The sequence below is a fragment of the Neisseria sp. P0024.S006 genome (assembly GCF_051956595.1).
Taxonomy (GTDB): Bacteria; Pseudomonadota; Gammaproteobacteria; order Burkholderiales; family Neisseriaceae; genus Neisseria.
Genome location: NZ_JBQCXH010000003.1, coordinates 281,537 through 302,742, shown reverse-complemented (window position 1 = coordinate 302,742; position 21,206 = coordinate 281,537). Strand labels below are relative to the sequence as shown.

The following is a 21,206-nucleotide window of genomic DNA, read 5'->3' as shown; positions in this document are numbered from 1 at the left end:
CTGAAACCCAAACATCAGGTTTCAGACGGCCTTCGGTTTATCTGTCAAATAACGCTTTGCCGTTTTTCTTGTGCCAAACGGGTCGGCTCCAGCCAGGCAATGTTTCTTTCTGCCAGCGCATCGCGCCAATAATCCAGTTTGGTATCCAAATCTTCAGAGAAACTGTCTTGATTCAAAAGTTGAATGATAACGCCGCCATCCGTGGCTTCGGCCAAGCGGCTGATTTGACGCAAAATGCCGCGATCGGGAACCGTTTGCGTGCGTACGCCGATGAGAAGTTGCGCCGGAGTTTGTTTCAATTCAGCTTCCAATTGTTCTAAATCTTTTCTGCCGGCGACTACGCCTTTGTCTATCCATTCTTGCGCCAAAACGCCGGAAAACCAAAGCAGATCAGGCCATTCCGTTTCGAGTGTAACTGCCCATTTGGGCGCATTATTCAGCGTAACTTTAGATGAAACGGGAACGATGTTTTCCTGAAAATCATCGGCATCGACAATTTTTGTTTGCCATGTACGGAGAATGTTTTGATAGTAGGGCTGATTCAAATTCAAACGTTCGCGCAGAGTTTTTAAAGTAATCTTGCAAGCCAGCCAAGCAATCAAGCGCGGCAGAATGCCATAGCAGACAATGCTGCCGATGAGTAAACCCGCCCAAGCGCGTGCATCTTCGATATGATTGTTCAGACGGCCTGCAATCACAGCCTGACTGTCAGGAACAGGAAAGCCCAAACGTTCCGGCAGCCATGACAAAGCCTCAACCGTTTTCACCAATGCCGTATTGCTTAACAGCGTACTTTCCCAGTTGAACGTATATTGACGTACCAAAAGCAGCAGCAAAACAGAAACCAACATCCCCGACAGCGTACAAAGCCACAGACTGTGTGAGGTTGCGCCAATCAGCCAACGCGTTTGCGGTTTGCGCCATTCGTCCATATAAAGCCGCAAAATAGCCTGATTGACCGGGTCTTTACCTCGGAACCAAGTTGCCGGACTGCTGATAAAGTGCACATTTTTCAAACGCAGGAATAAAGTCGCCAGCCACACCAGCAGCATGACCGTATTCATGCCTAGAATCCCGGCCAATACCAGAAAAAAGTTCAGCCCCTGATTGTCCATCAAAAGATAAGTGCTGGAAAAACCGACCGTAAACAACAACGTCGCCGCAACAATCCAAAGCCAAAACGAGCCTGTCTCCACCTGTTGCAACACATATTTCAAATGCTTGTCGCGGTCAATAATTTGAGCGCGGCGTATCAGTTTTTCCTCATTGCCGCCGTCAATATGTCGCAACGCTTCCGTCGCCTGCACAGGATCTCCCGGAAAAATATAGGCACGTTCTTCAAGGATACGGACCAATTCGACAAGTTTTTGCGATGGATTCAACATAAATGATAGGCCGTCTGAAAGATAAAATGGAAACGTCTGTTATACCCACAAATAAACCCCTTTTTTGCAAAGGTCAAAAAATTAAAAGCAGTTTTGATTTTGGGTATATAGTGGAATAGATGTAAAAAAAGCAGCCCGAAAGCTGCTTATTTTGAGTGTGGTGCGGACGGAGAGACTCGAACTCTCACACCTCGCGGCGCCAGAACCTAAATCTGGTGCGTCTACCAATTTCGCCACGTCCGCACTAATTTGAATCGTGGATTATACACAAGATTAATGGGGGCGCAAAGTCTTGTTTGCTTGAATTTGTCGGTTTATCCCTTATATAATGACTTATTCCGGCCGTCTGAAAGCAGGGTTTGTTTTCAGACGGCCTCAACTTTCCATTTGGTGAGGAAGGGCTGATGCCTGCTTTATTGATTAAAGATTTTTTGCAGACGCAAGGTTTGAAGTTGCCTGCGGATGAGATACATGTTGCTTATTTGACTGCCCAGGCTGTGATTAAAATGGGCAATGCTTCGGTTGAGCGTTCGATTTTGTGGCCGTCTGAAAATGGTTGGCAGTTGGCGGATTATGTCGATGCCGAACATGAATGGTTGCTGAAACAGATTTTTATGGCTTTGGACTCGGTTGCCGAGCGCACCGAGCATTTGAAAAGTGCAGCGGTTTATACTGCGTTTCCGAAAGATGGCGCGTTGTCGCTGGTTCGGCTGAGCAGTTGGGGTGTGCCGTTGGAAAATGTGATTCCAATCGATGAGCCGGCCGGGCAGGCTTTTTTGGCTGTGCGTACGGCGCAAAGCGGCTGGATGAATGTTTGCCAGAATGTGGCGTATTGGCAGGAAATCGGTGAATTATCAGCCGAACGCAATCATCCCGGTTTGAGTCAGATTTCTGTTCCTGTCTGTATGCCCAGCGGTGCAGTTTTAGGCGTGGTACATGCTGAATTTGATGTCAAGGACGGTGCGCCTGACGAAGTGTTGGTGGCCTGGATTGCCCTTGCATTGGCCTTGGCGGAACCTTTGAAAAACCTCTTGGGTGTGGCTGAAAACGAGGAAGCGGAAAATGAGTAACGCGTTAAAGTTTGTCGCGTCATGTCGCTTGCCTACGGAATGGGGTGAATTTACGATGCACGGCTTCGAAGAAGAGGGCGGGCAGGAACATGTCGCGTTGACGATGGGCGATGTTTCAGACGGCTTGCCTGTGTTGTCGCGTATCCATTCCGAGTGCTTAACCGGCGATGCTTTATTTTCGGTGAAATGTGATTGCGGCCCTCAGCTTCAAGCAGCGATGCAGGCTGTTCAGAAAGAAGGGCGCGGTGTTATCGTATATTTGCGCCAAGAAGGCAGAGGCATTGGTTTGATAAACAAAATCCGTGCGTATCGTTTGCAAGACCAAGGCTTGGATACGGTTGAAGCCAATGTTGCACTCGGCCTTCCTGTTGATGCGCGCGACTTTACTTTGGCCAAGCAGATTTATGATTATCTGCATATTCGTGAAGTCAGGTTGCTGACTAATAACCCTGAGAAAATTCAAACGTTGAAAGATTCCGGCATTAATGTGGTTGAACGGATTGCATTACATGTCGGCGAAAATGTGGAAAATGAGCGTTATCTGCATACCAAGGCGGATAAATTGGGGCATTTGATTTTTGATTGATAGATGGGCATAACGGTTATTTTTATTGTTAAATAAAATATTCTATATTCTTTCAATGGGATATGTTTTTATTTAAATAAAAACCTTGCGCATAATCTGATTTTTTGATTTAATGTCGGCTTATCGGGTGATTAGCTCAGTTGGTAGAGCGTCTGCCTTACAAGCAGAATGTCGGCGGTTCGACTCCGTCATCACCCACCAAGTTTCCTTTTCATTGTCTTTGACAGTGGATGCGCGGTGGTAGCTCAGTTGGTTAGAGTACCGGCCTGTCACGCCGGGGGTCGCGGGTTCGAGCCCCGTCCGCCGCGCCATTATTTAAAAAGCACTGATTATATCAGTGCTTTTTGTTTGTCTTATAAAGGCACAATTAAGCTGCGAAAATAGAAACAGGTAAATAACAGCAGTGTATAGAAATTGAAATATTATTAATCTTAATTTTCTTATGTTTTAAAAAAGGCCGTCTGAAACTTTTAACGTTTCAGACGGCCTTTATTCTATTGAAACAATGGATTAAATATCCAATTCTGCCGTATCGCCTTCTTTTTCCATCCATGCGCGGCGGGCGGCGGCTTCGCCTTTGCCCATCAGTTTGACAAAGATGTCGCGTGTTTCGTCATCCGCGCCTTCGGGGATTTGTACCTGCAACAGGCGGCGGGTGTCGGGGTGCATGGTGGTGTCTTTGAGCTGGTCGGGGTTCATCTCGCCCAAACCTTTGAAACGGCTGATGGAATAGGCGGTTTCTTTGACGCCTTCTTTTTGCAGCCGTTCTAAAATACTGTCGAGTTCGTTTTGGTCGAGGGCGTAGAATTTACGGGCGGGTTTGCTTTTGCCTTGTGCGTTGACATCGACGCGGAACAGCGGCGGCTGGGCGACATAGATGTGTCCGTCGGCAATCAGTTTCGGGAAGTGGCGGTAGAACAGGGTCAACAGCAAAACTTGAATATGCGAGCCGTCCACGTCGGCATCGGACAGGATGGCGATTTTGCCGTAACGCAGGCCGCTTAAGTCGGGATTGTCGTTGATGCCGTGCGGATCGACACCGATGGCAACGGAAATATCATGGATTTCGGCGTTACCGAAGAGTTGGTCGGGGTGGACTTCGAAGCTGTTGAGCACCTTACCGCGCAGTGGCAAGATAGCCTGTGTGGCTTTGTCGCGGGCGAGTTTAGCTGAGCCGCCTGCGGAATCGCCTTCGACGAGGAAGAGTTCGTTTTCGCGGATGTCTTCACTTTCGCAGTCGGTCAGTTTGCCGGGCAGGACGGCGACGCCGCTGCCTTTTTTCTTTTCAATCTTTTTAACCGAACGCATCCGCGCTTGTGCCTGACGGATGGCGAGTTCGGCGATTTTTTTGCCGAAGTCTACGTTTTGGTTCAGCCACAATTCCAAAGGGTCGCCCGATACGGCGGCGACGAGTTTCAACGCGTTGCGGTTGGTCAGTTTGTCTTTGGTCTGACCTTGGAATTGCGGGTCAAGGACGCGGGCGGAGAGGACGAAGGCGGTTTTGCCGAACACGTCATCACTTTGTACTTTCACGCCGCGCGGCAAGAGGTTGTGCAGATTGATAAAGTTGTTGACGGCGTTGAACACGGCTTGTTTCAAGCCTGCTTCGTGCGTGCCGCCCAGCGGAGTAGGGATGAGGTTGACGTAGCTTTCGTTGGCGCACGAGCCTTCTTCCAGCCAAGTCAGGGCAAACGCGGCGCCTTCGCCGATGCTGAAATCGCCGTTGTGGCCGTCTGAAATGTAGTTTTCACAGGAGAAGATAGGCACGGCTTCTTGTGCATCGGCAATCAGGTCGGTCAGATAGCTTTTCAGGCCGTCTGGATAGTGCCAAGTTTGGGTGTACGCTTCGTCTTCGCCTTTGACCGGACGGGTCAGGGAAACGCGCACGCCCGGCAGTAATACAGCTTTGGCGCGCAATAAGCGCTCGAGTTCGGGAATGCTGTAATTCGGGCTTTCAAAATATTTGCCGTCCGGCCACACGCGCACTTCGGTGCCGCTGTCTTTGACGGCGCATTTGCCCACTTCAGTCAAGGGCTCGATGACGTCGCCACCGGAAAAGACGATGCGGTGGATTTTGCCTTCGCGTTTGACGGTTACCTCAAGGCGGGTGGAGAGGGCGTTGGTCACGGATACGCCGACGCCGTGCAGACCGCCTGAAAAGGCATACGCGCTGCCGCCGTCTTTTTTGTTGAATTTGCCGCCTGCGTGCAGACGGGTGAACACGAGTTCGACTACGGGTACACCTTCTTCAGGGTGCAGGCCGACGGGAATGCCGCGGCCGTTGTCGCGCACGGAAAGCGAACCGTCTTCATGAATTTGCACGTCAATTTCAGTCGCGAAACCGCCCAACGCCTCATCCGCCGCGTTATCAATCACTTCCTGACAGATATGGGTCGGGCTGTCGGTACGGGTGTACATGCCGGGACGTTCTTTGACCGGCTCCAAGCCTTTGAGGACGGTAATGCTGGATTCGCTGTATTGATTGTTTTTAGCCATAGGAATAATGTAAAGGCCGTCTGAAAGGAAGAAAAACAACGCTTTCAGACGGCCTGAAAGCGTTGGGGTTATAGGTTTTCTATTGGATTGCGACGGATAAATTCTTCATAGCTTTCTATGCCGCGCAAGAAACGGGAAAGTTCGGTCAATGCGCCCAAATACACGCCGCGCTTGAAGTCGATGACTTCGTCAACCGGCGCCCAGTATTGGTGCCAACGCCAGCCGTCGAATTCAGGATGATGGCAGGCGCGGAGGTTGACGTCGCTGTCGCGGCCGACCAAACGCAAAAGATACCAAATTTGTTTTTGTCCGCGATACGAACCGCGCCATTCGCGGCGTACCCAGTGGCTGGGTACGTCATAGCGCAGCCAGTCGCGCGTGCGGCCGATAATTTTGACATGTTGCGGCAGCAGGCCGACTTCTTCGTACAACTCGCGGTACATGGCGGTCTCAGGGCTTTCGCCCGGCTTGATGCCGCCTTGCGGAAACTGCCAAGAATGTTCGCGTACGCGTTTGCCCCAAAAGACTTCGTTACGTTCGTTAATCAGGATAATACCGACATTGGGGCGATAGCCTTCTCTGTCTAACACGGGGTCGCCCTTCATTAAATTCAATCGTGCAATTTTCCCACAAATTGGGCGGTTTTGACAAATCTTGAGGCCGTCTGAATAAGTACACAGTTTTTTCTAGACGGCATGAAACCGTTTCTGAAAAAATGTTGTTTATGAATAAAACCATAGCTTCAGGCCGTCTGAAAAGGGAAAATTTTTTCTGCTTTAAGGTCTTGCATTCAAAAGCTTTTTGCCGTTTAATGCGAACCTTGCTGAATCAAGGGCAAAGGACACATGCCGGCCGCCCCCACAGTTTCCCTTTTGTAAGTGGCATCTGCCACCGCTGCAATATTTTTACCCCCCGAACAAAAGGTCTGAAACCATGAAAAAATCTTTGATGGCGGCGGCAATCGTGAGCCTCGTCTTGACTGCGTGCAGCGGCGGACAAGGAACCGCCGCAGAATCTTCCGCCTCTCAAACTTCCTCTTCCCAAACCGATAAACTCAATATCTACAACTGGTCGGATTATGTCGATCCGGCCACGCTGTCTGCATTTGAAAACAAAACGCATATCAACGTCCGCTACGATTACTACGACAGCAACGAAGCGCTGGAAGCCAAGCTGCTGACCGGCAAGTCGGGTTATGATCTGGTTGCGCCGTCTATTGCCAATGTCGGCCGCCAGATTAAAGCCGGCGCATATCAAAAAATCGACAAATCGCAAATTCCCGATTACGCCAATATCGATCCCGATTTGTTGAAAATGATGGAAACCGTCGATCCGGGCAACGAATATGCCGTCCCTTATTTCTGGGGCATCAATACGCTGGCGATTAACAAGCAGCAGGTTCAAAAAGCTTTGGGTACGGACAAGCTGCCTGAAAACGAATGGGATTTGGTGTTCAACCCTGAATACACCCGAAAACTGAAATCCTGCGGCATCAGCTATTTCGACAGCGCCATCGAGCAGATTCCTTTGGCTTTGCATTATTTGGGCAAAGACCCGAACAGCGAAAACCCTGACGACATCAAAGCCGCCGTCGATATGATGAAAAAAGTGCGTCCCGACATCAAACGCTTTACCTCGTCCGGCTATATCGACGATATGGCTGCCGGCAACCTTTGCGTATCGGTAGGCTACGGCGGCGACCTCAATATTGCCAAAACCCGTGCCAAAGAAGCCGGAAACGGCGTCGAAGTCGAAGTATTAGCGCCGAAAAATGGCGTCGGTATTTGGGTGGATTCGCTGATGATTCCGCGTGATGCGCAAAACGTGGCCAATGCACACAAATACATCAATCACACGCTCAACCCGGAAACAGCGGCCAAAAACGGCAACTATGTAACTTATGCTCCGGCCAGCCGTCCGGCGCGGGATTTGATGGATGAAAAATACACCTCTGACGAATCGATTTTCCCAAGCAAAGAATTGATGGAAAAAAGTTTCATCGTCTCTCCCAAATCAACCGATGCAAGCAAACTCAGCGTTCGCTTGTGGCAGGCTTTGAAAGCAGGGCGATAATGAACATTGAAATTTGAATACTCAGGCCGTCTGAAACAGTTTTTCAGACGGCCTGAGTGTTATAATTGTCAACACTTTTCAAATATTCTATAAGGAGAAACAGCGTTATGAGCAATTCAGTCATCACCGTCATCGGTAAAGACCGCGTGGGCATTGTGTACGACGTTTCCAAAATTTTAGCGGAAAACCAAATTAATATTCTCAACATCAGCCAACAGCTGATGGACGATTTTTTTACCATGATTATTTTGGTGGACACTTCAAAATGCACCAAATCACGTCAAGAGGTTTTGGATTTGTTTGCGGAAGAGAGCAAAAAACTCGCGCTTGATATCCGTATGCAAAACGAAGAAATTTTCCAAGCCATGCACCGTATTTAAGTCGGAGGGAGAGCCATGAGTATTCAATCCGGCGAGATTTTAGAAACCGTCAAAATGGTGGCCGACCAGAATTTTGATGTCCGTACCATTACCATCGGCATTGATCTGCACGACTGTATCAGCAGCGATATCAATGTGTTGAACCAAAATATTTACAATAAAATCACCACGGTCGGCAAAGACTTGGTGGCGACGGCAAAATATTTGTCTGCCAAATACGGCGTGCCGATTGTGAATCAGCGCATTTCCGTCACGCCGATTGCCCAAATCGCCGCGGCCACCCATGCCGATTCCTATGTCAGCGTGGCGCAAACTTTAGATAAAGCTGCCAAAGCCATCGGCGTGTCGTTTATTGGCGGCTTCTCTGCGCTGGTGCAAAAAGGCATGTCGCCTTCGGACGAAGTGCTGATCCGTTCCATTCCCGAAGCGATGAAGACTACCGATATCGTGTGTAGCTCCATCAATATCGGCAGCACGCGCGCCGGTATCAATATGGATGCGGTCAAGCTAGCAGGCGAAACCATCAAACGCACGGCTGAAATCACGCCCGAAGGTTTCGGCTGCGCCAAAATCGTCGTGTTCTGCAATGCAGTGGAAGACAACCCGTTTATGGCGGGTGCGTTTCACGGTTCGGGCGAAGCGGATGCCGTTATCAATGTCGGCGTGTCCGGCCCGGGTGTCGTAAAAGCCGCGTTGGAAAATTCAGATGCAACGACATTGACCGAAGTTGCGGAAGTAGTGAAGAAAACCGCTTTCAAAATTACCCGTGTGGGCGAACTCATCGGCCGCGAAGCCTCAAAAATGCTGAACATCCCGTTTGGTATTCTCGACTTGTCGTTGGCACCAACCCCTGCCGTCGGCGACTCGGTGGCGCGCATTCTTGAAGAAATGGGCTTGAGCGTCTGCGGTACACATGGCACGACAGCGGCTTTGGCATTGCTGAATGATGCTGTGAAAAAAGGCGGCATGATGGCTTCCAGTGCGGTCGGCGGTTTGAGCGGCGCATTTATCCCCGTTTCAGAAGACGAGGGCATGATTGCGGCTGCCGAAGCCGGTGTGCTGACGCTGGATAAACTCGAAGCCATGACTGCCGTCTGCTCCGTTGGTTTGGACATGATTGCCGTGCCCGGCGATACGCCTGCTCATACCATTTCCGGCATCATCGCCGACGAAGCCGCTATTGGTATGATCAACAGCAAAACCACTGCCGTGCGCATTATTCCGGTAACCGGCAAGACCGTCGGCGACAGCGTCGAGTTCGGCGGCTTGTTGGGCTACGCGCCTGTAATGCCGGTTAAAGAAGGCTCATGCGAAGTATTCGTCAACCGAGGCGGCAGAATCCCGGCTCCGGTTCAATCAATGAAAAACTGATTGGATTGATAAATAAAAAAGGCCGTCTGAAATTGATTTTCAGACGGCCTTTTATGTTTGCAGGCTGATTATTTGAACATATTTTTAATAATGCCCATTACGCTGCGGGAAATGGCGTTGGTTACTTGGCGGTTGATTTGGCTGCCGATGGCGTCGGCAACGTTGTAGCCCAAACCTTGGCCAGATTTTTTGCGTCCGCCGCTCAAGCCGCCGATCAGTCCACCGAGGATGCCAGGATCAGCATTGGCAGCTTCTTTTTCTGCGGCTTTTTGTGCTTTTTCCTGCTCTTTGGCGGTATTTGCGGCTTCTTTTTCAGCGGCAGCCTGGCTGTCTGCTTCGGCCAATGCTTCAAAAGCGGAGTAGTTGTCCACCATGTCTTTGTAGGTCGGATACAAATCATCGTTTTGGAACAAACGGTTGCGCTCTTCTGCGGCAAGCGGGGTCAGGGCGGATTGCGGCGGCAGAATGAGGGCGCGTTCTACCGGCTCGGGCATACCTTTTTCATCAAGGAAGGAAACGAGGGCTTCGCCGACGCCCAGTTCGGCAATCGCTTCGGCAACTTTGATGTTTGGGTTGCTGCGGAAGGTTTCGGCAGCGGCTTTGACTGCTTTTTGGTCGCGCGGCGTGAAGGCGCGCAGGGCGTGTTGTACGCGGTTACCCAGTTGGCCGAGGATGGTATCGGGCAAGTCGAGCGGGTTTTGGGTGACGAAATATACGCCCACGCCTTTGGAGCGGATCAGGCGCACGACTTGTTCGATTTGTTCGACCAGTGCATTGGCGGCATTGTCGAACATCAAATGCGCTTCGTCGAAGAACATCACGAATTTTGGTTTATCCAAATCGCCGACTTCTGGCAGGGTTTCAAACAATTCTGCCAACATCCACAGCAAAAACGCGCTGTACATACGCGGCGAGCGCATCAGTTTTTCGGAGTTGAGGATGTTGATGATGCCTTTGCCGTTGTCGGTTTGCATCCAGTCTTGCAGGTTGAGGGAAGGTTCGCCGAAGAATTTTTCTGCACCTTCGTTTTCCAAAGTCAGCAGTTGGCGTTGAATTGCACCGATACTGGCGGCGGAGACGTTGCCGTATTGTGTGCGGTATTCCGAAGCATGATCGGAAACGTGTTTCAGCATGCTGCGCAGGTCTTTCAAGTCCAGAATGTGCCAGCCTCTGTCATCGGCAACTTTGAACACGAGGTTGAGCAGGCCTTCTTGCGTGTCGTTCAGATTCATCAGACGGGCCAAAAGCATAGGGCCCATTTCTGAAACGGTTACGCGTACGGGAATACCGGTTTCGCCGTAAACATCCCAAAAGCGCACGGGGAAACTTTGCAGCCATTGCTCGCCCAATTCAAACTCGGCGATGCGTTCGCCCACTTTGCCGCTGTTGGCACCGGCTTGCGCGATGCCCGACAAATCGCCTTTGACATCGACCAAGAATACAGGGACGCCTTCGCTGCTGAAGGCTTCCGCCATGCGGCGCAGGGTAACGGTTTTACCCGTACCGGTTGCACCGGCGATCAAGCCGTGGCGGTTGGCCATTTTGCCTTGGATTTCGAGCGTTTTCCCGTCGGCACGCGCAATTTGAAATGTAGTCATGATTATTCCTTAGAATCCGTGATGTGAAACAATGTGTTGTCTTAAAAAACAAGCATTTTAACGTTTGCGGCGGGGGGATTCAACCAAACGAAGTTTCAGACGGCCTTAAGTTTTGCAAAGGTTTTTGTGCAGTGATTGGATAGGGTTGAAATCTGCTATAATTCCATCCAATCCGCAACCGTCTGACAAGGCGGTTGTTTTCTTTGTTTTTTGAATATTTGTTACGAAAGCGAAAGTCGGAATGACTGCACAACAAGCCCCTTTGGGCGAAAAAACCATGGCCGTGCTGATGGCGATGTTGGTCGCGCTGATGCCGTTTTCTGTCGATGCTTATCTGCCTGCGATTCCCGAAATGGCGAAGTCGCTGGGTTCGGACATCCACCGTATTGAGCAAAGCCTGAGCTTTTTTATGTTTGGCGTGGCGTTTGGTCAGGTGGTCGGCGGTTCGATTTCGGATATTAAAGGCCGCAAACCTGTCGCCTTGGTGGGCTTGAGCATTTACTTTGCCGCCGTTGTCGGTTTGACGATGGTGAATAATGTCGAGCAGCTGCTGAACTTGCGTGCCGTGCAGGCGTTTGGTGCGGGGATGACCGTGGTGATTTCCGGCGCGATGGTGCGCGATTATTATTCCGGACGCAAAGCCGCACAGATGTTTGCTTTAATCGGCATTATTCTGATGGTTGTGCCGCTGATGGCGCCGATGATTGGTGCGGGCTTGCAGAATTTGGGCGGCTGGCGCATGATTTTCGGTTTTCTGGCCTGCTATTCGCTGCTGCTTTGGGGATTGATGTGGTATTTCCTGCCCAAGCCGCACCAAAAAGGCAAAATCAGCATGGACGTGTTCGGCGTGGTGGCCGGCAGGTTTAAACGTGTTTTGAGGACGCGTGCCGCGATGGGCTATTTGTTTTTCCAAGCTTTCAGTTTTGGTTCGATGTTTGCCTTTTTGACCGAATCGTCGTTCGTGTACCAACAACTGTATCATGCTTCGCCAAACCAATATGCTTGGATATTTGCGCTCAATATCATTACCATGATGTCGTTTAACCGCGTTACCGCATGGCGTTTGAAAACCGGTACGCATCCGCAAAACATCCTCAAATGGGGCATTATCGTCCAATTTGTCGCCAATCTGCTGATGGCTGTTTTGGTGTTGTTGCTGTCTTTGCCGCCTTTGTGGGCTTTGGTGCTGTGCGTGATGTTTTCAGTCGGTACGCAAGGCTTGGTCGGTGCGAACACTCAAGCCTGCTTTATGGGCTATTTCAGCGAAGAGGGCGGCAGCGCAAATGCCGTTTTGGGCGTGTTCCAATCCCTCATCGGCGCATCGGTCGGCATGGCCACGACTTGGCTGCATAATGGTTCTGCCTTGGTAATGGCCGGTATGATGTTGAGTTCGACCGTGTGCGGTATCGTACTGTTGTGGGTTTGCTCGCATCAGGCTTGGATGGAAAACGATAAAAAAGAATATGTTTAACCTTCAGGCCGTCTGAAAACGGTTTCAGACGGCCTTAACTCTATATTGAAGAAATTAACCATGAGTACCAGCAAACAACGCCCCATCGGCGTATTTGATTCCGGCGTCGGCGGCTTGACCAACGTCCGCGCCTTGATGGAACGCCTGCCGATGGAAAACATCATCTATTTTGGCGATACCGCACGCGTTCCCTACGGCACCAAATCCCGCGCCACCATCGAAACCTTCGCTATGCAGATTGTCGATTTCCTGCTGGAAAACGATGTTAAAGCACTCGTCATCGCGTGCAACACCATTGCCGCCGTTGCCGGACAAAAAATCCGCCAAAAAGCAGGCAATATGCCCGTATTGGACGTCATCTCCGCCGGTGCGGAAGCCGCTTTGCAAACCACCAAAAACAACCGAATCGGCATTATCGCGACCAATACCACCGTCAACAGCAATGCCTACGCACGCGCCATCCATTCGCAAAACAACGACACGCTGGTGCGCACGCAAGCCGCGCCCCTGCTTGTGCCATTGGTGGAAGAGGGCTGGCTCGATCACGAAGTTACCCGCCTGACCGTGCGCGAATACCTGAAGCCGCTTTTGGCTGACGACATCGACACACTGGTGTTGGGTTGTACCCACTTCCCACTGCTCAAACCGCTTATCGGCCGTGAAGCACAAAACGTTACCTTGGTCGATTCCGCCATCACCACCGCCGAAGCCACCGCCAAAGCCTTGGCGCAAGCAGGTTTGCTAAACACGGAAAACGACAATCCGGATTACCGCTTCTACGTCAGTGACATCCCACTACGCTTCCGCACCATCGGCGAACGCTTCTTGGGCAGAAGTATGGAACAAATTGAAATGGTTACATTGGGTTGATGAGTAATATTAAAGGCCGTCTGAAATTTCAGACGGCCTTTGCTTTTTTATAGCCAACTCAAACTTAAGCCACGAAATCCAAGCCTATGTCCAACGAGCGGCTGCTGTGGGTCAGATAGCCGAGGGCGATGCCGTTCACGCCGGTTTGTGCTACGCGTTTCAGGCGGTCGAAGCCGATGCCGCCCGATGCTTCGCAATAGATGGTGTGGGGGTGGGCGGTTTGCGTGTGGCAGCGGTTTGCCGCTTCTTTCAGGGTTTCGTCGTCCATGTTGTCCAGCAAAATCCGTTCCGCGCCCGCTGCGATGGCTTCGTCCAGTTGTGCCAACGTGTCCACTTCGATTTCCACGCAGGTCAACGGTCCGACAGCCTGTTTTGCCTGCTGCACGGCTTGGGCGATGCTGCTGCAATAGGCGAGGTGGTTGTCTTTGATGAGCACGGCGTCGTCCAAACCCATGCGGTGGTTTGTGCCGCCGCCCGCCCTGACGGCGTATTTTTGCAGGATGCGCAGCAGGGGGATGGTTTTGCGGCTGCACACGATGTCTGTACCGTATTCGGCGACTTCGGCAACGGCACGCGCGGTGGCGGTGGCGATGCCGCTTAAGTGCGTGAGGTAGTTGAGCGCGGTGCGTTCGGCGGCGAGCAGTGCGCGGGCGTTGCCTTCGACGGCGGCCAGCATCTGACCTGCGTGGACGGCTTGTCCGTCTCGGATTTCGGCTTGGAAGCGGACGCACGGATCCATCGTCTGAAAGGCGAGGCGCGCCAAGTCCATGCCGGCGATAACGCCGTTTTCGCGGCTGACGAGGAAAAGTTTGGCAGTTTTATCGGGGGCGATGACGGCGGCGGACGTAATGTCGCCGCGCCTGCCCAAATCTTCGCTCAAGGCTTGTTCCACCATGGGGCGCAACAGGGTGTCGGGCAGGGGGAAGAGGGTGTTTTCAGACGGCATGGGGTTTCCTTTGTTGAAAAATATTGGTGTTGCGGCGAGGGTAAAACTTCATTTGAGCCCGTCTGAAAACGGGCTAACGGCTGCCCAGCGGCAGTCCGATGTCCGAAATCAGCCTGTCGGGCAGGACGTCGTCGCGGAAGCGGTAAAGCTGCGCGGGACGGCCTTTGCTGCCCGATACGCCGGTATCCGACGGCTCGATGAGGTTTTGCTGCTGAATCTGGCGGCGGAAGTTTTGTTTGTGCAGCAATCTGCCGCTGATGGCTTCGACGCTGTTTTGCAGTTGCAGCAGCGTGAATTCGGGCGGCATCAGTTCGAAAATCACGGGGCGGTATTTGATTTTGGCGCGCAGGCGGGACAGGGCGGTCGCCAGCACGCGGCGGTGGTCGTGGCGCATGGGCTGCCCCGTGAGTGCGAAATCGAAGTTTGCCTGCGGCTCGGCGGCCTCCGCTATCAGACCGCTTTCATACAGCATTTCATAGCGTTGCAAAACGTATTCTTCCGACCAGTTTTCCGGCTCGACCCCCCAGCACAAGTGAATGCGCTTGAGCCGCTTTTGGCGCACTTCCTCCGTGTCCGCCGAGTTTGCCCAAATGCGCAGGCGGCTGACGATGGCGTCGCGCTGCCCACCGTCGGTGCGCAAATCTTCCCACGGGAAATAGCCGTAGCAGTCATGCCATTTCGCATCCGGGTGCAGGATGCTGTCGGCGGCCTCGCGCACCAGCCCCAGATAGCTGACGTACAAGACAGGCAGGCCTTGCTCGTTTTGACGGCGCGTATCGACAAAGGTGTAAAGCTGTTCTACATAACCCATGGGCTGAGATGTCTGCTTGGCGACCCACATCCTGACCCCTGCCTGCAGGGAGTGGCGAAGCGGTGCAAGCAGGCCGTTGGGCAGCAGCGCTCCTTGGGCAACGGTCAAAACCCTCAAGCTGCCGTTTGTAATGGCGATCAGTATAGGAACCAGTTCGACGATACTTTGCGTATTGGCTGCTGTTTCAGGATAGGCATCCATGCGTGGCTTTCATTTAAGAGAAAACCTTATTGTAAACCAAAGCGGTTTTCAGACGACCTTGCATATTATACTCAAGTTGAGCATAATATAAAAACTATTTGAAATATAGACGGCAAACCTTTATGCCGTCTGAAAAAACAGCCATAAGGAAACATCATGCAAACCGCCGCCCGCCGCTCGTTCGACTACGATATGCCCCTTATCCAGACGCCGACTTCCGCCTGCCAAATCCGTCAGGCGTGGGCTAAGGTTGCCGACACGCCCGACCGCGAAACAGCAGGTCGTCTGAAAGATGAAATCAAGGCTTTGCTGAAAGAGAAAAACGCGGTCTTGGTGGCGCATTATTACGTTGATCCGCTGATTCAGGATTTGGCATTGGAAACGGGCGGATGCGTGGGCGATTCGCTGGAGATGGCGCGTTTCGGTGCGGAACACGAAGCCGATACATTGGTGGTGGCGGGCGTACGCTTCATGGGCGAGAGCGCGAAAATCCTCTGCCCTGAAAAAACGGTGCTGATGCCTGATTTGGAAGCGGAATGTTCTTTGGATTTGGGTTGCCCGGAAGAGGCGTTTTCAGCGTTTTGCGACCAACACCCCGACCGCACAGTCGTAGTGTACGCCAACACTTCCGCCGCCGTGAAAGCGCGTGCCGACTGGGTGGTCACGTCTTCGGTGGCGTTGGAAATCGTGTCGTATTTGAAATCGCGCGGCGAGAAGCTGATTTGGGGACCCGACCGCCACCTCGGCGACTATATCCGCCGCGAAACGGGCGCGGATATGCTGTTGTGGCAGGGTTCGTGCATCGTCCACAACGAATTCAAAGGGCAGGAATTGGCAGCGTTGAAGGCGGAACACCCCGACGCGGTGGTACTGGTTCATCCCGAATCGCCGCAAAGCGTCATCGAGCTGGGCGACGTGGTCGGCTCGACCAGCAAACTACTGAAAGCCGCCGTATCGCGCCCCGAAAAAAAATTCATCGTGGCGACCGATTTGGGCATCCTGCACGAAATGCAAAAGCAGGCGCCCAACAAAGAATTTATCGCCGCACCGACGGCGGGCAACGGCGGAAGCTGCAAAAGCTGCGCGTTCTGCCCGTGGATGGCAATGAATTCGCTGGGCGGCATCAAACACGCCCTGACGAGCGGGCACAACGAAATCCTGTTGGACAGAAAGCTGGGCGAAGCCGCCAAACTGCCTTTGCAGCGTATGCTCGACTTCGCGGCAGGGCTGAAGAAAAAAGATGTGTTCAACGGCATGGGACCCGCCTGATTTGCTGTCAATATTGCCGTTTCAGACGGCCTCTCAAACAAGGACAACACCATGCAAACCGATTGCGACGTATTGATTGCCGGAAACGGGCTGGCGGCACTGACGCTCGCCCTGTCGCTGCCTGAATCGTTCCGCATCGTCATTTTGTGCAAAAACCGGCTGGACGACACCGCCAGCCGTCATGCGCAAGGCGGGATTGCGGCGGCGTGGTCGGGAGAGGACGACATCGAAAAACACGTCGCCGATACTTTGGAAGCGGGCGCAGGTTTGTGCGACGAAGCTGCCGTCCGCACCATCCTGTCGCAAGGCAAACCGGCAATCGAATGGCTGCTGGCGCAGGGCGTGGCATTCGACCAAAATAATAATGACTTGCACCTGACGCGCGAAGGCGGGCACACCTGCCGCCGAATCGCCCACGTCGCCGACTACACGGGCGAAGCAGTCATGCAGAGCCTGATTGCCCAAATACGCCGCCGCCCGAGCATCCGCGTTTGCGAGCGGCAGATGGCGTTGGACATCCAAACCGAATCGGGTGCAGCGTGCGGACTGACCGTCCTCGACCGCCGAGCGCAAGAAACCTACAGCATCCGTGCCAGCCATACCGTACTCGCAGGCGGCGGCTTGGGACAGATTTACGCCGCCACCACCACGCCGCCCGAATGCACGGGCGACGCCATCGCCATGGCGATACGCGCAGGTTGCGCAGTCGAAAACCTCGAATTTATCCAATTCCACCCTACAGGCTTGGCAAGGTCGTCTGAAAACGGCCGTACCTTCCTGATTTCCGAAGCCGTACGCGGCGAAGGCGGCATCCTGACCAACCAAGCGGGCGAACGGTTTATGCCGCATTACGACCGCCGCGCCGAACTCGCGCCGCGTGACATCGTTGCCCGCGCCATCGCCGCCGAAATCGCCAAGCAAACGCAAGACTTCGTCTCGCTCGACATCAGCCGCCAACCCGCAGCGTTCGTCCGCCAGCATTTCCCGTCCATCCATCGGCACTGCCTGTCCCAATGCGGCTTGGACATCACGCGCCAAGCCATCCCCGTCCGCCCCGTGCAACACTATACCTGCGGCGGCATCCAAACCGACCCCAGCGGCAGAACCTCCCTGCCGCAGCTCTACGCCTTAGGTGAAACAGCCTGCACCGGCTTGCACGGAGCCAACCGCCTCGCCAGCAACTCCCTACTCGAATGCGTCGTTACCGCCAGACTTGCCGCCCAAACCATCGCGGACGGACAAGCATTCCAAGCTGTACCGTCCCAAAGGTCGTCTGAAAGCCCCTCTGTTGAAGCAGGTATCTTTTCAGACGACCTCCAAAACACCTTCAGCCGTCCCGCCCTGCAAGCGTTCAACCAACGCCATCTCGGCATCCTCCGCAACGATACCGGCCTGAGCCGCGCCATCGCCCAACTGCGGCTTTGGAAGCAAAACCAAGCCGAGCCGCACACCGCGTCTGAATACGAAAACCGCAACCTACTCGAATGCAGCCTCGCTGTCGCCCAAGCCGCATACAGGCGGAGACAGAACATAGGCGCGCATTTTAATAGTGATTGTTAAGGTTGGCAGGTCATAGAAAGTCGTTCAAATAAATTTGAATAGCATGGTTGAAAAGTTGGTATTCAGTCTTTATGGTTGCGTAAGTTGGGTTATCATTCTGTTCTAAAATCAGAAAGGCCGTCTGAAATATTTTTTAGACGGCCTTTTACTTCCTTAATATTTTATCTGTCTGATTGTTCCCATACGTTTTGCAGGTAGGCGTAGGTCAGGTCGGCAGTGTCGGATACCAGCGCGATGTCGCTGCCCAAATCTTCGGCTTTGCCCACGCCGATGGGCAATGCGCCGGCGGCTTTGATGGCGGCGACGCCGGCGGCGGCGTCTTCAATGCCAATGCATTGGCGGATGTCCGCGCCTACGCCCTCGGCTGCTGCGAGGAAGATGTCGGGGGCGGGTTTGGAATGCGCGACGGCGGCAGGGTCGGCAATGGCGTCGAAGAAGTGGGTCAGCCCCATGCGTTCCAGCAGAAACGGACCGTTTTTACTGGCGGACGCGAGGGCGATTTTTTTGCCGTTTGCTCTCAATGCTTCCAGCAGCGGCAAAATGCCGGGGTATACGTCTTCGGGTTTGACTGCCTGAATCATCTCGACGTAGTTGTCGTTTTTACGGCGGGTCAGTTCGGCAAACTCGACTTCGCTGACGGTTTTGCCGCCGTGCGCGAGGATGCGTTTGAGCGAATCGTCGCGCGATACGCCTTTGAGCTGCTCGTTAAACTTGCGGTCGATGCTGATGCCCAGTTCTTCGGCAAGCTTTTTCCATGCGCGGTAGTGGTATTCGGCGGTGTCGGTAATGACGCCGTCGAGGTCAAATAGGACTGCGGTAAAAGTCATTTTGTGCCCTCCTTATTTTTCCAACGCGACAGTGTGGCTGCCGTTGAGCGTGATGTCTTTGCCGTACACCTGCAAATCTAGCGGCTCGCCTTTGAGCAGGGTGAAGACGACGTTTTCTTTGCCGACGGCGACTTTAATCAGACGGCCTCGGTAGTTGATATGGAAGGCGTAGCCTGTCCATGCGCTCGGCAGGAACGGTGCGAAGCTGAGTTTGCCGCCCCAAGTTTTCATTTGGGCGAAACCTTGGACGATGGCGAGCCACGAGCCGGTCATAGAAGTAATGTGCAGGCCGTCTTCGGTGTCGTTGTTGTAGTTGTCCAAGTCCAGGCGGGCAGTGCGCTGGTACATTTCCACGGCTTTTTCTTCTTTGCCCAGTTCGGCGGCGAGGATGGAGTGGATACATGGAGACAACGAGCTTTCATGAACGGTCATCGGTTCGTAGAAGTCGAAGTTGCGGCGTTTTTCGTCGATATTGAAACGGTCGCCGAAGAAGTAGATGCCTTGCAATACGTCCGCCTGTTTGATGAAGGGCGAACGCAGGATTTTGTCCCACGACCATTTCTGGTTGAGCGGCAAATCGTCGGGCGAAAGCGCGGACACGGGGCGGATGTCTTTGTCGAGGAAGCCGTCGTGTTGGACGAATACGCCGAGTTCTTCGTCATGCGGACGGTACATATTCGCGCTGATGTCCGCCCATTTTTCCAGCTCGGCGGCACTCACGTTCAAATCCGGACGCGGGTATTTCGCCAAGGCTTCGTGGGTGTAATCCAATACCCATGCAGCGAGGGTGTTGGTGTACCAGTTGTTGTTGATGTTGTTTTCGTATTCGTTCGGGCCGGTTACGCCGTGAATCATGTATTTGCCGTTGCGTTTGGAAAAGTGGACGCGGTCCGCCCAGAAGCGGGACACTTCGACCAAGACTTCCAAGCCTTCTTTGGCAAGATAGCTTTCGTCGCCGGTGTAGTTGGTGTAGTTGTAGATGGCGTAAGGAATCGCGCCGTTGCGGTGGATTTCCTCGAAGGTGATTTCCCATTCGTTGTGGCACTCGATGCCCGTAAACGTCACCATCGGATAGAGTGCGCCTGCCAAGCCTTGTTCGCGCGCGTTGTGTTGCGCCTGCGGCAGTTGGTTGCGGCGGTATTGCAGCAGGTTGCGGGTAACTTCGGGTTCCGCTAGTGCGAGGTAGAGCGGCACGGCGTAGGCTTCGGTGTCCCAATAGGTCGCGCCGCCGTATTTTTCGCCGGTAAAACCTTTGGGGCCGATATTCAGGCGCGCGTCTTCGCCGTAGTAGGTGGAGAACAGTTGGAACAGGTTGAAGCGGATGCCTTGTTGCGCTTCGTCGCTGCCTTCGATGACCACGTCGGCGATTTCCCAACGGTGCAGCCAGCCTGCTTTGTGTGCGTCCAGCAAGGTTTCAAATGCAACGCCTGCGATTTTTTCCGACAAGGCGCGACCTGCGGCTTTCACTGCTTCCAAGCCCTGATAATCGCGGCTGGTAGTAACAATCACGCGTTTTTCAAAGGTTTCGGGCGTGCTGCCGACTTTAGCTTCAAAAGAATTGGAGACCTGCCAGTCGGTTTGGCTGCCGCCAAGGGCTTTGAAGCTGCCGGCGAAGGTTTGCTCGGCGTTGACGATGAATTGTTCCACGCCGAAGGGATTAGCGACGGTTTGGGTGGCAATGTAGGAGAGGCCGTCTGAAACGCCTTTGTCCAATACCTGCCAGAATTTTTCTTCATAGTTGGAGTCTTCGTTTTTCACATCGGCGTCGATGATGGAATCGATGCGGACTTGGTGGGTTTTGCCGTCAACGGATACGGCTTCCCAGCGGATAACCGCCAGCTCTTTTTGCGCGACGGACAGGAATTTGCACACATCGAAACGCACGCCGAATACGGTGAACGAGCGGCGCAACACGCCGTGCTGCATATCGAGTTCGATGGAGAAGTCGGCAACGTCGTTTTTCGCCAAGTCCACTTCCTGATTGTCGACAAAGATTTTGACTTTGCTGAAATTGAGCGCATTGATGGCTTTGCCGAAATATTTAGGATAGCCGTTTTTCCACCAACCGACGCGGGTTTTGTCGGGGAACCACACGCCGGCGATGTAGGTACCCAAGTGGCTGTCGGCGGAGTAGGTTTCTTCAAAGTTGCCGCGCATGCCCATATAGCCGTTGCCCAAGCTGGTCAGGCTCTCTTGCAGCCGTTTGTGCTCTTTTTCCAGTTTTGTCGAACGCAGTGTCCAAGGGCTGACTTCCATGATTCTCGTGTACATTTATGAAGCTCCTGTTATTAA

At 53.0% G+C, this 21,206-nt stretch carries 17 protein-coding genes and 3 tRNA genes; 11 read left to right on the top strand and 9 right to left on the bottom strand.

Going from position 1 to position 21,206, the window contains the following annotated elements; translation table 11 throughout:
- Positions 1 to 44 precede the first annotated feature (44 nt).
- Both ACTHUF_RS07505 and ACTHUF_RS07500 read right to left on the bottom strand, forming a co-directional pair.
- Positions 45 to 1,385 carry a DUF2868 domain-containing protein gene (locus ACTHUF_RS07505; RefSeq protein WP_315094535.1) on the bottom strand — a complete coding sequence of 447 codons (1,341 nt, stop codon included), beginning with the start codon at positions 1,383 to 1,385 and terminating at the stop codon, positions 45 to 47.
- A 158-nt stretch (positions 1,386 to 1,543) separates the two neighbouring features.
- Positions 1,544 to 1,628 (bottom strand) — tRNA-Leu (locus ACTHUF_RS07500).
- A 161-nt stretch (positions 1,629 to 1,789) separates the two neighbouring features.
- On the opposite strand from ACTHUF_RS07500, the gene ACTHUF_RS07495 reads away from it, so the two are divergent.
- From ACTHUF_RS07495 to ACTHUF_RS07480, 4 genes are all read left to right on the top strand, one after another.
- Positions 1,790 to 2,455 carry a hypothetical protein gene (locus ACTHUF_RS07495; RefSeq protein WP_315094537.1) on the top strand — a complete coding sequence of 222 codons (666 nt, stop codon included), beginning with the start codon at positions 1,790 to 1,792 and terminating at the stop codon, positions 2,453 to 2,455.
- Positions 2,448 to 3,041, top strand: a complete 594-nt coding sequence (gene ribA / locus ACTHUF_RS07490) for a GTP cyclohydrolase II (protein ID WP_003685106.1) — start codon at positions 2,448 to 2,450, stop codon at positions 3,039 to 3,041. The genes ACTHUF_RS07495 and ribA overlap by 8 nt, the downstream gene beginning before the upstream one ends.
- A gap of 125 nt (positions 3,042 to 3,166) precedes the next feature.
- Positions 3,167 to 3,242: transfer RNA gene (locus ACTHUF_RS07485), tRNA-Val, on the top strand.
- Between the two features lie 33 nt (positions 3,243 to 3,275).
- Positions 3,276 to 3,352: transfer RNA gene (locus ACTHUF_RS07480), tRNA-Asp, on the top strand.
- A 199-nt stretch (positions 3,353 to 3,551) separates the two neighbouring features.
- On the opposite strand, the gene parE is transcribed toward ACTHUF_RS07480, so the two are convergent.
- Together parE and ACTHUF_RS07470 are read right to left on the bottom strand one after the other, a co-directional pair.
- Positions 3,552 to 5,537 (bottom strand): DNA topoisomerase IV subunit B, encoded by a 1,986-nt coding sequence (gene parE, locus ACTHUF_RS07475; protein ID WP_315094539.1) that lies wholly within the window; start codon positions 5,535 to 5,537, stop codon positions 3,552 to 3,554.
- 68 nt (positions 5,538 to 5,605) lie between these two features.
- Positions 5,606 to 6,142 (bottom strand): RNA pyrophosphohydrolase, encoded by a 537-nt coding sequence (locus ACTHUF_RS07470; RefSeq protein WP_003747493.1) that lies wholly within the window; start codon positions 6,140 to 6,142, stop codon positions 5,606 to 5,608.
- 328 nt (positions 6,143 to 6,470) lie between these two features.
- Here ACTHUF_RS07470 and ACTHUF_RS07465 point away from each other — a divergent pair, with 328 nt between their 5' ends.
- The 3 genes from ACTHUF_RS07465 to ACTHUF_RS07455 all read left to right on the top strand — a co-directional run bounded on the left by ACTHUF_RS07465 (position 6,471) and on the right by ACTHUF_RS07455 (position 9,361).
- Positions 6,471 to 7,610 carry a polyamine ABC transporter substrate-binding protein gene (locus tag ACTHUF_RS07465; protein ID WP_314595638.1) on the top strand — a complete coding sequence of 380 codons (1,140 nt, stop codon included), beginning with the start codon at positions 6,471 to 6,473 and terminating at the stop codon, positions 7,608 to 7,610.
- A 107-nt stretch (positions 7,611 to 7,717) separates the two neighbouring features.
- On the top strand, positions 7,718 to 7,990 hold the full coding sequence (locus ACTHUF_RS07460) for an ACT domain-containing protein (protein WP_063076269.1): 273 nt from the start codon (positions 7,718 to 7,720) through the stop codon (positions 7,988 to 7,990).
- A 15-nt stretch (positions 7,991 to 8,005) separates the two neighbouring features.
- A complete protein-coding gene (locus ACTHUF_RS07455) occupies positions 8,006 to 9,361 on the top strand; it encodes a PFL family protein (protein ID WP_036493871.1) in 1,356 nt (451 codons plus the stop codon).
- A 68-nt stretch (positions 9,362 to 9,429) separates the two neighbouring features.
- Here the strand turns inward: ACTHUF_RS07455 and ACTHUF_RS07450 are convergent, their stop codons facing one another.
- The gene (locus ACTHUF_RS07450) at positions 9,430 to 10,959 is read right to left on the bottom strand and encodes a helicase HerA-like domain-containing protein (protein ID WP_440407424.1); all 1,530 of its coding nucleotides are present in this window, start codon (positions 10,957 to 10,959) and stop codon (positions 9,430 to 9,432) included.
- A gap of 241 nt (positions 10,960 to 11,200) precedes the next feature.
- On the opposite strand from ACTHUF_RS07450, the gene ACTHUF_RS07445 reads away from it, so the two are divergent.
- Together ACTHUF_RS07445 and murI are read left to right on the top strand one after the other, a co-directional pair.
- On the top strand, positions 11,201 to 12,430 hold the full coding sequence (locus tag ACTHUF_RS07445) for a multidrug effflux MFS transporter (RefSeq protein ID WP_440407423.1): 1,230 nt from the start codon (positions 11,201 to 11,203) through the stop codon (positions 12,428 to 12,430).
- 60 nt (positions 12,431 to 12,490) lie between these two features.
- Positions 12,491 to 13,300, top strand: a complete 810-nt coding sequence (murI, locus tag ACTHUF_RS07440) for a glutamate racemase (protein WP_003747483.1) — start codon at positions 12,491 to 12,493, stop codon at positions 13,298 to 13,300.
- A 64-nt stretch (positions 13,301 to 13,364) separates the two neighbouring features.
- Here murI and nadC read toward each other — a convergent pair whose 3' ends face one another.
- Together nadC and ACTHUF_RS07430 are read right to left on the bottom strand one after the other, a co-directional pair.
- The gene (nadC, locus tag ACTHUF_RS07435) at positions 13,365 to 14,246 is read right to left on the bottom strand and encodes a carboxylating nicotinate-nucleotide diphosphorylase (RefSeq protein ID WP_440407422.1); all 882 of its coding nucleotides are present in this window, start codon (positions 14,244 to 14,246) and stop codon (positions 13,365 to 13,367) included.
- A gap of 73 nt (positions 14,247 to 14,319) precedes the next feature.
- A complete protein-coding gene (locus tag ACTHUF_RS07430) occupies positions 14,320 to 15,258 on the bottom strand; it encodes an NUDIX hydrolase (protein WP_440407421.1) in 939 nt (312 codons plus the stop codon).
- A 156-nt stretch (positions 15,259 to 15,414) separates the two neighbouring features.
- Between ACTHUF_RS07430 and nadA the strand changes: the two genes are divergently transcribed.
- Together nadA and nadB are read left to right on the top strand one after the other, a co-directional pair.
- On the top strand, positions 15,415 to 16,527 hold the full coding sequence (gene nadA / locus ACTHUF_RS07425; protein ID WP_440407420.1) for a quinolinate synthase NadA: 1,113 nt from the start codon (positions 15,415 to 15,417) through the stop codon (positions 16,525 to 16,527).
- A gap of 51 nt (positions 16,528 to 16,578) precedes the next feature.
- Positions 16,579 to 18,087, top strand: coding sequence for an L-aspartate oxidase (gene nadB / locus ACTHUF_RS07420; RefSeq protein ID WP_004520497.1), 1,509 nt, complete (start codon positions 16,579 to 16,581; stop codon positions 18,085 to 18,087).
- A 161-nt stretch (positions 18,088 to 18,248) separates the two neighbouring features.
- On the opposite strand, the gene pgmB is transcribed toward nadB, so the two are convergent.
- Positions 18,249 to 18,914, bottom strand: coding sequence for a beta-phosphoglucomutase (gene pgmB, locus ACTHUF_RS07415; RefSeq protein ID WP_049336215.1), 666 nt, complete (start codon positions 18,912 to 18,914; stop codon positions 18,249 to 18,251).
- Between the two features lie 12 nt (positions 18,915 to 18,926).
- Positions 18,927 to 21,185 carry a glycoside hydrolase family 65 protein gene (locus tag ACTHUF_RS07410; RefSeq protein WP_440407419.1) on the bottom strand — a complete coding sequence of 753 codons (2,259 nt, stop codon included), beginning with the start codon at positions 21,183 to 21,185 and terminating at the stop codon, positions 18,927 to 18,929.
- Positions 21,186 to 21,206: the final 21 nt, after the last annotated feature.

Bases quoted from the DNA above. Each gene is read 5' to 3' on its own strand.
- ACTHUF_RS07410 (WP_440407419.1), bottom strand. From the start codon at position 21,185: ATGTACACGAGAATCATGGAAGTCAGCCCTTGGACACTGCGTTCGACA.
- murI (WP_003747483.1), top strand. From the start codon at position 12,491: ATGAGTACCAGCAAACAACGCCCCATCGGCGTATTTGATTCCGGCGTC.
- ACTHUF_RS07430 (WP_440407421.1), bottom strand. From the start codon at position 15,258: ATGGATGCCTATCCTGAAACAGCAGCCAATACGCAAAGTATCGTCGAA.
- ACTHUF_RS07450 (WP_440407424.1), bottom strand. From the start codon at position 10,959: ATGACTACATTTCAAATTGCGCGTGCCGACGGGAAAACGCTCGAAATC.
- ribA (WP_003685106.1), top strand. From the start codon at position 2,448: ATGAGTAACGCGTTAAAGTTTGTCGCGTCATGTCGCTTGCCTACGGAA.
- ACTHUF_RS07505 (WP_315094535.1), bottom strand. From the start codon at position 1,385: ATGTTGAATCCATCGCAAAAACTTGTCGAATTGGTCCGTATCCTTGAA.
- nadC (WP_440407422.1), bottom strand. From the start codon at position 14,246: ATGCCGTCTGAAAACACCCTCTTCCCCCTGCCCGACACCCTGTTGCGC.
- ACTHUF_RS07465 (WP_314595638.1), top strand. From the start codon at position 6,471: ATGAAAAAATCTTTGATGGCGGCGGCAATCGTGAGCCTCGTCTTGACT.
- ACTHUF_RS07495 (WP_315094537.1), top strand. From the start codon at position 1,790: ATGCCTGCTTTATTGATTAAAGATTTTTTGCAGACGCAAGGTTTGAAG.
- ACTHUF_RS07445 (WP_440407423.1), top strand. From the start codon at position 11,201: ATGACTGCACAACAAGCCCCTTTGGGCGAAAAAACCATGGCCGTGCTG.
- ACTHUF_RS07470 (WP_003747493.1), bottom strand. From the start codon at position 6,142: ATGAAGGGCGACCCCGTGTTAGACAGAGAAGGCTATCGCCCCAATGTC.
- ACTHUF_RS07460 (WP_063076269.1), top strand. From the start codon at position 7,718: ATGAGCAATTCAGTCATCACCGTCATCGGTAAAGACCGCGTGGGCATT.
- nadB (WP_004520497.1), top strand. From the start codon at position 16,579: ATGCAAACCGATTGCGACGTATTGATTGCCGGAAACGGGCTGGCGGCA.
- nadA (WP_440407420.1), top strand. From the start codon at position 15,415: ATGCAAACCGCCGCCCGCCGCTCGTTCGACTACGATATGCCCCTTATC.
- parE (WP_315094539.1), bottom strand. From the start codon at position 5,537: ATGGCTAAAAACAATCAATACAGCGAATCCAGCATTACCGTCCTCAAA.
- pgmB (WP_049336215.1), bottom strand. From the start codon at position 18,914: ATGACTTTTACCGCAGTCCTATTTGACCTCGACGGCGTCATTACCGAC.
- ACTHUF_RS07455 (WP_036493871.1), top strand. From the start codon at position 8,006: ATGAGTATTCAATCCGGCGAGATTTTAGAAACCGTCAAAATGGTGGCC.